Origin of the sequence: Arthrobacter oryzae, assembly GCF_030718995.1 — a bacterium.
Classification (GTDB): Bacteria; Actinomycetota; Actinomycetes; order Actinomycetales; family Micrococcaceae; genus Arthrobacter; species Arthrobacter oryzae_C.
This window is the reverse complement of the sequence record NZ_CP132204.1, coordinates 1,180,696-1,193,553: the sequence shown is the minus strand read 5'-3', so window position 1 is coordinate 1,193,553 and position 12,858 is coordinate 1,180,696. Positions and strand designations below refer to the sequence as shown.

The following is a 12,858-nucleotide window of genomic DNA, read 5'->3' as shown; positions in this document are numbered from 1 at the left end:
GTGCGTGGACTCTGCTGGGTTGCGGTTGTGGTTACCGGAACACCACGGTGCTGGTCTGGTCCAGCAGCACTCGGTGCTCGCAATGCCACCGCACAGCGCGGGACAGGGCCAGGGCTTCCGCGTCCTGGCCGACGGTGGAGAGGGTGGTGGGGCCGTACGTGTGATCGACCCGGATGACTTCCTGTTCGATGATGGGACCCTCGTCAAGGTCGGCAGTCACGTAGTGCGCCGTGGCCCCCACGAGTTTGACTCCGCGATCGTAGGCCTGGTGGTAGGGGCGCGCGCCCTTGAATCCGGGGAGGAAGGAATGGTGGATATTGATGGCCCGTCCCTCCAGGGCCCGGCAAAGGTCGTTGGAAAGCACCTGCATGTAGCGCGCCAGCACCACGAGGTCGATGTTGTGCTCGTCGATCAGGTCGAGCAGTTGACGCTCTGCGTCTGCCTTGGTCTCGGACGTCACGGGAATGTGGACGAACGGGAGGCCCGCGGCCTCCGCCATCGCCCGGTGGGTTTCGTGGTTGGAAACCACCAAAACGAGATCCCCGCCGAGGCTGCCGCCGCGCCAGCGGAAGATCAGGTCATTGAGGCAGTGGCCGAACTTGGACACCATGACGAGGACGCGTTGTTTGGTCTGGTCGTGGACCTCGAACTTCATCCCGAAACGGTCCGCGATCGGACGGAACTCTTCTTCGAGCTTGTCCCGGGAGTAGGCCGAGGAACGAGAGAACGCAGTGCGCAGGTGAAGTGTTTGGCGCAGGCCGTCGTCGAACTGCTGGTGCTCGTCGATGTTGAAACCCCGCTCAAACAGGAATGTGGTGACAGCCTGAACGATGCCTGCGCGTTCGCCGCACGACAGTGTGAGCACGAACTTCTGCGCAGGCTTGTCCGCTACTGCGAGGGACTGGGCCTGGGTGCTGGCAGCTAAGCCGGTATCCACGAGGGTCATGGTGCCTCCTTTAGATATATTCTTGTGGTCGATACTGATATATTAGAATTCCCACCTAGCGTATACTGGTCATTGGGTGAGGTCAATAGCCATAAATGGCGTGATGGAAGGGGTTGCTACCGTGGCATTTGAATCTTTGGCCTTTACGGATGCTGCGGCTGGAAAGTCCCTGGCGGACGTTGCGTATGCGAGCATCCGGGACCGGCTGCTGATGCTGGACATCAAGCCAGGCGACCTCCTCAATGACGAGGTCCTCTCCAAGGACCTGGGCGTGGGGCGGACGCCCGTGCGGGAAGCCCTCAAGCGCCTTGAGCTGGACCGCCTCGTGGTCACCTACCCCCGTCGCGGAACTTTCGCCACCCGGGTTGAGGTGACCGACCTTGCTTTCATCTCTGAAATCCGCGCCCAGCTGGAGCCATTGGCGGCCGCCAGGGCCGCGCGCGTGGCTTCGCCGGCAACCAGGGCGCGGTTACGCAGCGTGATGGAGGAGGTTGAGGCCTTTGACGTGAGCGCGGCCTCGGTCGTCGAAACCCTGCGCCTCGACGCCAGCGTGCACCAGGGTATTTATGCGGCTGCTGCGAACCCCCACCTGGAAGACGTCCTCATTCGCTACGACAACCTTGCCACCCGGATCTGGTGCATGGTTTTGGACCGGCTTCCGGATCTCTCCCACCATGTCCGCGAGCACCTCGACCTCCTGCGTGCAGTCATTGACGGCGATGAGGCACGGGCTGCGGAGCTGGCGCGCGTTCACGTCAGCGGTTTCGAGCATGCTGTCCGCCAGGCCCTCTTTGCCGCCTAGCCTCCGGCAAAGGGCGGCAGGACGTCGATGACGTCGTCGTCCGCCCCGCCCCGCAGGAGACCCAGGAGGTTGAACTCCTCACGGGAAAACAAGCAGCTCATGATCTTTCCCTCGGCTGTGTCGCAGGTCCGCGGCTGTCGGGCGCGGCGCGTAGCACGGGGATTCCGAATTGGACGGTCATGATTTCAAGCCGTGCATGTTTTGAGGAGCACCGCGGTCCTCGTCATCGCGAACCCGGGTCACTATCAATGTATGAGCCGGGCCGGGGCGTGTGCTCGCAGGTGCAGCCCCCGTCAACCTGAAGTCGGACGGTCACGGGTGCGGATGCGTCGAGGTGGAGGGTTACGGTGCTGCCGCTGTCGCTGGAAACGCGAAGGATGCTGTCTTGTTCCTGATGCTGGGACATGTCTGTTAAGCCTTTGCTGGTGCGAAAAAAGTTCTGTCCCCGGCGCGAAGGGGTTGCCGCCGGGGACAGAACTAGGGGATTAATTAGTTGAGGTTGGTCTTTGGCTTGGTATCGTCGCTGCCGGGCTTCCCGACAGTTGGGATACCGCCGGTTAGGGTCCCGCCGTGGCAGTCCGAGTCAGAGCATTTCTCGGCGCAATCGTGCCTGGTGACGAGGTCGAATTGGACGCCGCCATGCTGTTCCACCCCGGTACGAATGGCCCGCTCCACCACGGAGGTGGCCAGACGCCGGCGCAAGGACAGCGGGTCGCGTCGGAGGTCCTTAGCCAGGGCGAAGCACAGCAGCAGCATGACCAGCACGAACGGCAGCGCCGCCACGATGGTAATCCGCTGCAGGCCGGACAAAGCCGCCGAGGGCTCATCGCCGCCGGCAAGGAGCATGACCGCCGCCACTGCACCGGTGAGCGTGCCCCAGAAAATGACCACTCCCCGACGTGGCTCCTCGGCGCCGTTGGAGCTAAGTGATCCCATCACAATGGAGGCCGCATCGGCACCCGTGATGAAAAAGATCCCGACCAGGACCATCGCCAGGACGATCACTGCTGCTGTCAGCCAGTCCGGCATCGACAGGTTCTTGACCAGGTCGAAGAGTGCTCCATCAAAATTGATGGACGGACTTCCGTCGACCATCGTTACCAGGCCGGGAGCGTTTGCCTTGTCGGCTTCCTCCTGGACACGGAACGCCGTGCCGCCGAAGATCGAGAACCAGATGACGCTGACGATGCTGGGGACGAGCAGGACGCCGGTGACGAACTGGCGGATCGTGCGGCCGCGGCTGATCCGGGCAATGAACAAGCCCACGAAGGGCGTCCAGGAAATCCACCAGGCCCAGTAGAAGATGGTCCAGCCGGACATCCAGGTGCGCAGGGCCTCGTCGCCGACGGCTTCCGTGCGGGAGGACATCTCGGCGAGGTCCCGGGCGTAGTCGCCAACCGCGGACGGGATGAGATTCAGGATGAACAGGGTGGGGCCGGCAACGAACACGATGAGGGCGAGGATCACGGCCAGGACCATGTTGATGTTCGAGAGCCACTGGATGCCGCGACTGATGCCTGAGACGGCGGAGGCGACGAAGCAGGACGTGAGGATCGCTACGATAACCACGAGCACCGGAGTCCCGATTTCCCCTACCCAGCCGTTCGATGTCATGCCGCTGCCGATCTGGAGGGCGCCCAGGCCCAGCGATGCGGCGGTGCCGAAGAGGGTGGCAAAGATGGCCAGGATGTTGATGAATTTTCCCACCGGTCCTTCCACCATCCTGATGCCGAACAGTGAGGTGAAGGCTGCCGAGATGAGTTGCTTGCGGCCCAGCCGGTAGGTTCCGTAGGCCATGGCGATTCCCACCACGGCGTACATGGCCCAGGGGTGCAGGGTCCAGTGGAAGATGGATGTTGCCATGGCGGTCTGAATGGCTGCGGGCGTGCGGCCGTCGACGGTTCCGGGCGGGGGAGAGACGTAGTGGTAGAGAGGTTCAGCGACGCCGTAGAACATGAGTCCAATACCCATGCCGGCCGCGAACATCATGGACACCCAGGAGACGGTTCGGAATTCGGGCTTCTCACCGTCCTTGCCCAGGGGGATGTTTCCGAACTTGCCGAGGGCCAGCCAGAGGACGAAAACAACGAAAAGGGAGGCCAGCACCATAAAGAGCCAACCGGTGTATTCCATCACCCAGTCGAGGGCGTCCTTGGAGGTGCTGGACAGGCTGTCCTTGCCGACAAAGCCCCAGATCACGAAGGCGATGGCAATGGCGCCTGTGATCCCGAAGGTGACCTTGTCGAGGGTTAGTTTCTGGTTCCGGCGTTTGGAGACGGCCTGCTCTGTTTTGCTTTGGCGAAGTTCCTCAAGGATTTGAGCGTATTCTTCTTCATCCGGCAGGCTTGCGGTTATGCCGTCCTCTGGTTCGAGGACTGAGGGTGGAATTTCATCAGTTGAGATGCGGGTTGCTTCGCGGGAGCTATCCATACTTTCAGCATCCGGGTTGTCGGGAGAATCCGCCGGACTGCTGTCGGTAGGAGCCTCGTTGGGTTTAGGGGATGTTACTTCACTATTAATAGCCATGAGCGGGTCCTTATCTCGGCGAGTCATGGGCTTGCGTTTAAACATGGCCTTCGGGAGCTAGACCGGGCGGAAGGTTGGGGGCTTCGTCCGATTCGATGACCATGATGTTGCCGTCGACGATCTTGACGTTGTGTGTGCGGACCGGCAGTTTGGCCGGCGGAACACCAGCTCACCTTCGTCCGTGTGGAAGACGGCGATAGGCGGAGCGGTTTCGAGCCATGGCGCCTCCCCGGGAGCGGATTCCCTGAGCGGGCAGGCCTTGTGCATGGTGCACCTCTTTAGAGTTCAGGGACTGGATTCGCAAACGGTCTACCTTAGGCTTCGGAGATTGTTCCGCAAGAGTCAACACAATTCGCGGTAAGCAACAGAGTGCGCCAGGTCACGCGCAAAGTCAAGGTATTTCGCATGTTCCGGCAGTACCTTGACACCGATCGCGGCATGCGTCACCCTGTTGCATATCGTGATGCATGTTGCGTAAGGCGACGCTGAAGCCCTGGCGCCGAAGCTCGTGGCAGGCGCGATCTTTCACAGATATCAACGCAGGGAACGGCGCATGATCACGCGAGGGAAGCCGTTGATCACGGAACCGGTGTCGGAGGCCTTGGCGAACCCCGCCTGTTCGAAGAGCTTCCGGGTGCCCACATATGCCATGGTGAGGTCCACTTTCCTGCCCTGGTTGTCCACCGGGTAGCCCTCGATGGCCGGCGCGCCGTGGCTGCGGGCGAACTCGACGGCGCCCTGCAGCAGCAGGTGCGAGATGCCCTGGCCTCGGTGCCCGGGCCGCACCACACCGACCACACGTCGAGGTCGTCAACGTGGGGAATCTTTCGGTTGCGGGAAAAACTGGTGTCCGCCCGCGGATGGACAGCTGCCCAGCCCACCGCCTCGTCGCCGTCGTACGCAACCACACCGGGCGGCGGATCCTCCCGGACCAGTTCCCTCACGAGGTCCCCGCGTGCCGGGCCGCGCAGTTCCACATTCTGCTTTGACGGGATCCGGTAGCTCAGGCACCAGCAGACGTTGGCCCCGGGGCTCTTGGGGCCAACTATCGTTTGCACGTCCTCGAACTGCGTCGCCGGACGGATTTCGATTGCCATGCCGCCACCCTGTCACTGGCCGGTCGCCGGGGCAAGGGCGCAAAGGCCCGGCTAGCGCAGGCCGCTGCTGTGGGCCATGGCGATAGCTTCCGTGCGTGAGGTTGCGCCAACCTTCCGGTAGATATTGCGCAGGTGGAACTTCACGGTGTTCTCGCTGATGTGCAGTTTCGCCGCGATGGCCCGGTTCCGCTGTCCCGCGGCCAGCAGCTGCAGTACCTCCAGTTCCCGTTCGGCGAGCTTCCAGCCTGAGACATCCGCCAGCGGACCGGCCGGCGGATCGAGGGGAATTGACACGGCGACGTCAGCTCCCCAGCCGGACATCACATCCACCGACATGCGGCCGTTGAGGGCCTCCACGCGCTGGCCCAGGCGGGCCATGTTGGGTGCCGCCTTGGACAGTTCGCCCGGGCCGTCGTCGCGGACGTTGACCAGGAGGTTTTCGCCGTCGCAGTCCCATTGAGTGCGTATCCGGCGGACGCCGCCCTGATCCACCATGGCAAGTACCAGGCCCCTGACGATCGCCCGCGCCGCATGGGCCACTTCGCCGGGCAGGGCGCGGCCATTGAGGGGAGGCTCGATGAACTGAACGTCGATGCCGCTGAAATGCGCCAATGGTTTCAGGTCCTCGCGGAGACGCTGGAACGCGGTGGCGACCGGTTCCTCCACGAGTTCTGTGGTGCGGTCGCTGAGCGTGCGGAGCCCCACCAATGCCTTGGCGGCGACGTCGGTGGCGGACTTCCGCGCTGCGTCATCCGCCAGTGCGGGCGACCGCAGCGCGGCCAGCAGGGTTTCGAGGGTGGTGGAGTGACGGTCCACCAGTTCGGCGGTCACCCTGACCCGCTCGGCCGAGGCCGCGCGGGATTCAATGAGGTACGACGGCGGCGCATCAGCCACCTTTTCCCGGATCCGTTCGGCTGCGAGGGCCCACAGGTAGCGGAGCATCCGCTCTGCGGCCGCATGCTCCGCCGGATCCGGACGAGGCTGCGGGTCTGTGAACACCAGCAGCGCGTTGCTCGGCGAGGAAAGGGCCAGAACCGGGCGTTCCTCACCGCCAAGGACGGCGTCGCCCTGCCACGCCCCGCCCGGCGAAGCTCCGCCCTCAGGCAGGGCGGCGCGGATGTGGTCGAGTTCGGCGATGGATACCCGGCTGATGACGGCTTCGTCGCCGGCTTTCTTCTGGGGCCGGCCCGTGCAGTCCTCCGTGAAGATCACCAGCGCGCTACTGCCCAGATACGGGTCAACGGCGTCCCGCAATCGCTGTGCAATGGTGGCCAGCGGCGCGGTGGACAACGCGGCTACCGCGCCGAGCAATGACTGCGCCTCCTCGACGGTCCGGGGCAGGCCGGGGGTGGGGATAACGAGGGCAGCATAGGTGTCGGAGTGTTTGCTCACCTGCCCATTCTACGGATTTCTTTTCCCGTGCCTACCCTTTTGGGTAGGAGAGACCGTCCGATCATGGCGTTGGACCTACCCTGCAGGAGAGTCAGGATGAATATGTAACAACTCTCGTACAAGGAGTAGCAGCCAATGAGCGTCATCACGGAAACCGATCCGGCCGCCCATGCCGACACATCCCGGGCCTTCATCCACAACCGGATTCTTGTCCAGGACGAAATCAGCGAAGTGTTCCAGCGCGTTGATCCGGCGCAGGTCGCGTCCCTCGTGACCGAAATGCGTCTGGCCGACAGGATCTTCGTGACGGGTGCCGGTCGAAGCGGCCTCGTCCTGAAAATGGCGGCCATGCGGCTGATGCACCTCGGGCTGACGGTGCACGTGGTCGGCGAGACAACCGCGCCGGCCATCCGTCCGGGCGACCTGTTACTGGCAGCCTCCGGCTCCGGTACCACTGCCGGCGTCGTCAAAGCGGCCGAAACCGCGGCCGGCCAGGGTGCGCGGGTGGCCGCCTACACCACCAACACCGGTTCCCCGCTCGCGGCGGTGGCTGCCGCCGTCGTACTCATCCCGGCTGCGCAAAAAACTGACCACGGCACCGCCGTCTCCCGGCAGTACTCGGGCAGCCTCTTCGAACAGGTTCTGTTCGCCACCACCGAAGCCGTCTTCCAAAGCCTCTGGGATGAGGATGCGGCAGCAGCCGAAGAACTCTGGGAACGCCACGCCAACCTCGAATAAACCACAGACCGCCCAGATACCACCCAAACAACCCCAAGGAAGAAACACATGAAACTGCAAGTCGCCATGGATGTCCTCACCGTCGAAGCTGCCCTTGAACTCGCCGGCAAAGTTGCCGAATACGTTGACATCATCGAACTCGGCACGCCGCTGGTGAAGAACGCCGGGCTGTCCGCCGTGACCGCCGTCAAGACGGCCCACCCGGACAAGATCGTTTTTGCCGACATGAAGACCATGGACGCCGGCGAACTCGAAGCCGAGATCGCTTTCAGCGCGGGCGCAGACCTGGTCTCCGTCCTGGGCAGCGCCGACGACTCCACCATTGCCGGCGCCGTCAAGGCAGCCAAGGCCCACAACAAGGGCATCGTTGTTGACCTGATCGGCGTCGCGGACAAAGTTACCCGCGCCCAGGAAGCCCGCGCCCTGGGCGCCAAGTTCATCGAGTTCCACGCGGGCCTCGACGAGCAGGCGAAACCCGGCTTCAACCTGGATGTGCTGCTTAGCGCCGGCGAGGAAGCCCGGGTGCCGTTCTCCGTCGCCGGCGGAGTGAACATTTCCACCATCAACGCAGTGCAGCGCGCCGGTGCCGATGTCGCCGTCGTCGGTGGTTCCATCTACAGCGCCGCTGATCCCGCGCTGGCCGCGAAGGAACTGCGCGCCGCAATCATTTAGCAAGTATTGCCGCGGCCCGAGGTGCGGAACGGCGGCCGGATTCGAGTAGTGACCGCCGTTCCGCCCGGGCCGCAGCCGTGCCACACTTGGTGGACTAATCGATTGACTGGGGGGATCCACGTCAGGAGATTGTCATGGGCACTGTGATGCAACCCCGTACCGTCGGCCGTCGGGTGGCGGTGAGCACCCCATGATGATCGGCTGGGCGTACCTGACAGCGGCCATCGTCACCGTGGACTCGCTGCTGCTGGGACTGCTGTTGTTGAATATCCGCTGGCCCAGGCGCTGGAAGAAGCACGGCTGACGCACTGCGCTTCAACGTCTTCGGCGGGTGGCGTGACCTCCCGGCAAGCATTCACAGCATGCCGACAGGATCCGAACAGCAGTGCCCTATGTTGGCGCTGCATCTTTGAGTGAAGGACGGTGCAAACCGGCCGTTCTTCCCCACAGAGCCGTTTCATACGGCGGATCGAGGAGATATCAGAATGTCACACACGAAGAGAATCACGCTCGGCCTGACGGCCGGGGCACTTGCGCTGGGCGCCGGACTCGGAGTTACCGGGATGGCCTCGGCGGCAGAGACCCCCACCCCCAGCGCCACGGCGTCGGCCAGCACCGACAGCTCAACAGCCACTGAGAGCGGAAAGCGCGGCGGACACAAGGGCGGCGGCGACCGAGGACAGCTCGCAGCAGACCTGGCAACGAAGCTCGGCGTCGGGGAAGCCAAGGTGACCGAGGCCATCCAGGCGTTCCGGGAGGCCAACAAGCCCACCGAGGCGGCGGATGGCACCAAGCCGGCCGAAGGAACCAAGCCGGACCGCTCCGCCATGGACGCGGAGATGGCGAAGTCCCTGGCTGAAGCGCTCGGCGTCGAGGAATCCAAGGTCACCGCAGCCTTGGAGGAAATCCGCGCGGCCAGCCAGGCCGAACGGGCAGCAGCCCTCAAGACCCGGCTGGACACTGCCGTCATCGACGGCAAGCTGACCCAGGCTGAAGCCGACGCCGTCACCAAAGCCGTGGAAGCCGGGGTGATCGGGGGAGGCGGGGTGATCGGGGGAGGCGGCCGGTAGCGCTGCCACCTCCCTCGGGACGCTCTCTCACTTCCTGCCGCTCCAGGCGAAACGCTCTCTCACTTTCTTGAGGAAAGTGAGAGAGCGTTTCGTTTTAATATGCGATAGGTGAGAGAGCGTTTCGGTTTTTGGCGCCAAAAGTGAGAGAGCGTCCGGGGTGGAGGCGGCTTAGAGCACCTTCCGGATCGTTTCCTCGAAGCTCGTGACGTGGTGCAGCGCCAGCTTGGCAGCCCTGTCGGCGTCGCCCTCCGCAACCGCTTCGAGGAGTTCCACATGTTCAGTGATGTGGCCGCTCACTGACGGAACCTTGTCCAGGACCACGCACCAGATCCGGGTAGCAAGGTTGTCGTAGCGGATCAGGGTGTTCTCCAGGTGCGGGTTCGCGGCCGCCTTGTAGATGAGGCGGTGGACCGTCAGGTCGTACCGCATGAGTTCGCGGGACTCCGCGGGACTGGGCTCCAGTTCGGCGATGGTCCTGGCCACCTGCAGCAGTTCGCGGCGCATGGCCGCACTAGCTCTGGTGGCCGCGCGCCGCGCCGCCAGCGGTTCGAGTAGCTCCCGGACCTCCGACACATCGGCCAACTCCGTGAAGTCAACGTTCGTGGCGAAAGTTCCCCGGCGGGGATAGGACACCACCAGGTGGTCCACCTCCAGCCGCTTGATCGCTTCGCGCACAGGAGTACGGCCGGATCCGAACTCGACCGCCAGCTGGCCATCATTGATGGGTTCGCCCGGGCGGATCTCCAGCATGATCAGCTTGTCGCGCAGCTGCCGGTACGCGGCCTCCGCCTGGGACGGGGCCTCGTCCTCGACGGAGGCCAGGGCGGGAAGTGCATTCAAGGCGCCGCTCCATTCATCGCTACTTAGAATCCGGGTTCCAAGCGGAAGCTCAGTGTCACTTTGCTTCCACCCCTTGACTCTCTTGTGATCCCAATCATACCATTGCACTCACACTAATATATTAGTTTTGCAGCAATAGTATTTCAAAGGAGCAACCGTGGTTGAGCAGTTGAACGAGCGACTTTCCGCAGTCGATCCCGAGGTCCAGCAGGCCATTGTCCGCGAGCTGGACCGCCAGCAGTCAACGCTGGAAATGATCGCCTCGGAGAATTTCGCCCCCGCGGCGGTCATGGAGGCACAGGGCTCGGTCCTGACCAACAAGTACGCCGAGGGTTACCCGGGCAAGCGCTACTATGGCGGCTGCGAGCACGTTGACGTGATCGAGCAGCTGGCCATTGACCGGGTGAAGGCGCTGTTCGGCGCGGAGTTCGCCAACGTGCAGCCGCACTCCGGCGCGCAGGCCAACGCCGCCGCCATGTTCGCCCTGCTGAACCCGGGCGACACCATCATGGGCCTGAACCTCGCCCACGGCGGGCACCTGACCCACGGCATGAAGATCAACTTCTCCGGCAAGCTCTACAACGTGGTTCCGTACCACGTGCGTGAATCGGACCTCAGGATCGATATGGCCGAAGTGGAGGCCCTCGCCCTGGAGCACCGCCCCCGGCTGATCGTGGCCGGATGGTCCGCGTACTCCCGCCAGCTCGACTTCGCCGAGTTCCGCCGGATCGCCGACCTGGTTGGCGCCTACCTCATGGTGGACATGGCCCACTTCGCCGGCCTGGTCGCTGCAGGGCTGCACCCCAATCCGGTGCCGTATGCCGACGTCGTCACCACCACCACGCACAAAACCCTCGGCGGTCCCCGCGGCGGCGTCATCCTGGCCAAGGAGGAGTACGCCCGCAAGATCAACAGCGCAGTGTTCCCGGGCCAGCAGGGCGGCCCGTTGGAGCACGTCATCGCCGCCAAGGCCGTGGCCTTCAAGCTGGCCGGCTCGCCGGAGTTCAAGGAACGCCAGGAACGCGTCCTGCAGGGATCCAAGCTGCTGGCCGAGCGCCTCCTCCGCGACGACGTGGCCGCAGCAGGTATCTCCGTGGTCAACGGCGGAACCGACGTGCACCTGGTCCTGGTGGACCTCCGGAACTCTGAACTGGACGGGCAGCAGGCCGAAGACGCACTGCACCGGATCGGCATCACGGTCAACCGCAACGCCGTGCCGTTCGACCCCCGCCCTCCGATGGTCTCCTCCGGCCTGCGGATCGGCACACCCGCCCTCGCCACCCGCGGCTTCGGCGCCGTGGAATTCGCCGAAGTGGCCGACATTATTGCGACGGCACTGATCGCCGCTGCCGGCAACGAAACCGCCGGCAGCGAAACTGCCGGCAGCGAAACCGCCGGCAGCGAAACCGGCGGCGCATCGCTCAGCGAGGATACCGCCGTCGAACTCCGCGCCCGCGTCACCGCCCTCGCCGACCAGTTCCCGCTCTACCCCCACCTCATCAACGGCACCGAGATTGCCGCCTTCGAATCAGACCTGATTGGAGCAGCCCAGTGAGTGCAGATCTCCTCCCCGAGCACCCGGATTTCCTCTGGCGCAACCCGGAGCCCAAGTCCTCCTACGACGCCGTGATTGTCGGCGGCGGCGGACACGGCCTGGCAACGGCCTACTACCTGGCCAAGAACCACGGCATGACCAACATCGTCGTCCTTGAAAAGGGTTGGCTGGCCGGCGGCAACATGGCCCGCAACACCACCATCATCCGTTCCAACTACCTCTGGGACGAGAGCGCGGCCATCTACGAGCACGCACTGAAGCTGTGGGAGATCCTGCCGGAAGAGCTCGAATACGACTTCCTGTTCAGCCAGCGCGGCGTCATGAACCTGGCCCACACCCTCGGCGATGTCCGCGAAAGCATCCGCCGCGTCGGAGCGAACAAGCTCAACGGCGTGGACGCGGAATGGCTGGAGCCGGACCAGGTCAAGGAACTCTGCCCCATCCTGAACATCAGCGACAACATCCGCTACCCCGTCATGGGCGCCACCTACCAGCCCCGTGCCGGCATCGCCAAGCACGACCACGTGGCCTGGGCCTTCGCCCGCAAGTGCGACGAGCTCGGCGTGGACATCATCCAGAACTGCGAAGTCACCGGCTTCCTCAAGGACGGCAACCGCGTGGTGGGCGTCAAGACCAACCGCGGCACCATCAACACTGAAAAGGTGGGCCTGTGCGCGGCCGGCCACAGCTCGGTCCTGGCTGAAATGGCCGGCTTCCGGCTGCCCATCCAGTCGCACCCGCTCCAGGCCCTGGTCTCTGAACTGCACGAGCCGGTCCACCCGACGGTGGTCATGTCCAACCACGTGCACGTCTACGTCTCCCAGGCGCACAAGGGCGAACTGGTCATGGGCGCCGGCGTGGACTCCTACAACGGCTACGGCCAGCGCGGTTCCTTCCACGTGATCGAGAACCAGATGGCCGCCGCCGTTGAATTGTTCCCCATCTTCGCCCGGGCACACGTGCTCCGGACCTGGGGCGGCATCGTGGACACCACCCTGGACGCCTCGCCCATCGTGGGCACCACGCCGGTGGAGAACATGTTCGTCAACTGCGGCTGGGGAACGGGCGGTTTCAAGGGCACCCCTGCTGCCGGCCTCACCTTCGCCCACACCATCGCCACCGGGGCACCGCACAAGCTGAACAAGCCGTTTGCGCTGGAACGCTTCGAAACCGGTGCCCTGATCGACGAACACGGCGCAGCCGCCGTCGCCCACTAGCCG

The 12,858-nt window shown here is 64.1% G+C and carries 10 protein-coding genes and 1 pseudogene; 6 read left to right on the top strand and 5 right to left on the bottom strand.

Features of this window, described 5'->3' with window-relative positions; translation table 11 throughout:
• Positions 1–31 precede the first annotated feature (31 nt).
• Positions 32–946 carry a formyltetrahydrofolate deformylase gene (gene purU, locus Q8Z05_RS05535; RefSeq protein WP_305942489.1) on the bottom strand — a complete coding sequence of 305 codons (915 nt, stop codon included), beginning with the start codon at positions 944–946 and terminating at the stop codon, positions 32–34.
• A gap of 121 nt (positions 947–1,067) precedes the next feature.
• Here purU and Q8Z05_RS05530 point away from each other — a divergent pair, with 121 nt between their 5' ends.
• On the top strand, positions 1,068–1,748 hold the full coding sequence (locus Q8Z05_RS05530; protein WP_305942488.1) for a GntR family transcriptional regulator: 681 nt from the start codon (positions 1,068–1,070) through the stop codon (positions 1,746–1,748).
• 489 nt (positions 1,749–2,237) lie between these two features.
• Here the strand turns inward: Q8Z05_RS05530 and Q8Z05_RS05525 are convergent, their stop codons facing one another.
• From Q8Z05_RS05525 to Q8Z05_RS05515, 3 genes and pseudogenes are all read right to left on the bottom strand, one after another.
• On the bottom strand, positions 2,238–4,178 hold the full coding sequence (locus Q8Z05_RS05525) for a BCCT family transporter (protein ID WP_371745932.1): 1,941 nt from the start codon (positions 4,176–4,178) through the stop codon (positions 2,238–2,240).
• 630 nt (positions 4,179–4,808) lie between these two features.
• Positions 4,809–5,371: pseudogene (locus Q8Z05_RS05520) on the bottom strand (GNAT family N-acetyltransferase).
• Between the two features lie 51 nt (positions 5,372–5,422).
• On the bottom strand, positions 5,423–6,712 hold the full coding sequence (locus Q8Z05_RS05515) for a helix-turn-helix transcriptional regulator (RefSeq protein WP_305943489.1): 1,290 nt from the start codon (positions 6,710–6,712) through the stop codon (positions 5,423–5,425).
• 186 nt (positions 6,713–6,898) lie between these two features.
• On the opposite strand from Q8Z05_RS05515, the gene hxlB reads away from it, so the two are divergent.
• From hxlB to Q8Z05_RS05500, 3 genes are all read left to right on the top strand, one after another.
• Entirely contained in the window at positions 6,899–7,501 is a 603-nt protein-coding gene (hxlB, locus tag Q8Z05_RS05510; RefSeq protein WP_305942486.1) for a 6-phospho-3-hexuloisomerase, read from the top strand.
• 48 nt (positions 7,502–7,549) lie between these two features.
• Entirely contained in the window at positions 7,550–8,173 is a 624-nt protein-coding gene (gene hxlA / locus Q8Z05_RS05505; RefSeq protein WP_305942485.1) for a 3-hexulose-6-phosphate synthase, read from the top strand.
• A 485-nt stretch (positions 8,174–8,658) separates the two neighbouring features.
• On the top strand, positions 8,659–9,243 hold the full coding sequence (locus Q8Z05_RS05500; protein ID WP_305942484.1) for a hypothetical protein: 585 nt from the start codon (positions 8,659–8,661) through the stop codon (positions 9,241–9,243).
• A 168-nt stretch (positions 9,244–9,411) separates the two neighbouring features.
• Here the strand turns inward: Q8Z05_RS05500 and Q8Z05_RS05495 are convergent, their stop codons facing one another.
• Positions 9,412–10,083, bottom strand: a complete 672-nt coding sequence (locus tag Q8Z05_RS05495) for a GntR family transcriptional regulator (protein ID WP_305942483.1) — start codon at positions 10,081–10,083, stop codon at positions 9,412–9,414.
• Between the two features lie 157 nt (positions 10,084–10,240).
• On the opposite strand from Q8Z05_RS05495, the gene glyA reads away from it, so the two are divergent.
• Both glyA and Q8Z05_RS05485 read left to right on the top strand, forming a co-directional pair.
• A complete protein-coding gene (glyA, locus tag Q8Z05_RS05490; protein ID WP_305942482.1) occupies positions 10,241–11,638 on the top strand; it encodes a serine hydroxymethyltransferase in 1,398 nt (465 codons plus the stop codon).
• Positions 11,635–12,855, top strand: a complete 1,221-nt coding sequence (locus Q8Z05_RS05485) for a sarcosine oxidase subunit beta family protein (RefSeq protein ID WP_305942481.1) — start codon at positions 11,635–11,637, stop codon at positions 12,853–12,855. Before glyA ends, Q8Z05_RS05485 begins: the two co-directional genes overlap by 4 nt.
• Positions 12,856–12,858: the final 3 nt, after the last annotated feature.

Bases quoted from the DNA above. Each gene is read 5' to 3' on its own strand.
- purU (WP_305942489.1), bottom strand. From the start codon at position 946: ATGACCCTCGTGGATACCGGCTTAGCTGCCAGCACCCAGGCCCAGTCC.
- Q8Z05_RS05500 (WP_305942484.1), top strand. From the start codon at position 8,659: ATGTCACACACGAAGAGAATCACGCTCGGCCTGACGGCCGGGGCACTT.
- hxlA (WP_305942485.1), top strand. From the start codon at position 7,550: ATGAAACTGCAAGTCGCCATGGATGTCCTCACCGTCGAAGCTGCCCTT.
- hxlB (WP_305942486.1), top strand. From the start codon at position 6,899: ATGAGCGTCATCACGGAAACCGATCCGGCCGCCCATGCCGACACATCC.
- Q8Z05_RS05525 (WP_371745932.1), bottom strand. From the start codon at position 4,178: ATGGATAGCTCCCGCGAAGCAACCCGCATCTCAACTGATGAAATTCCA.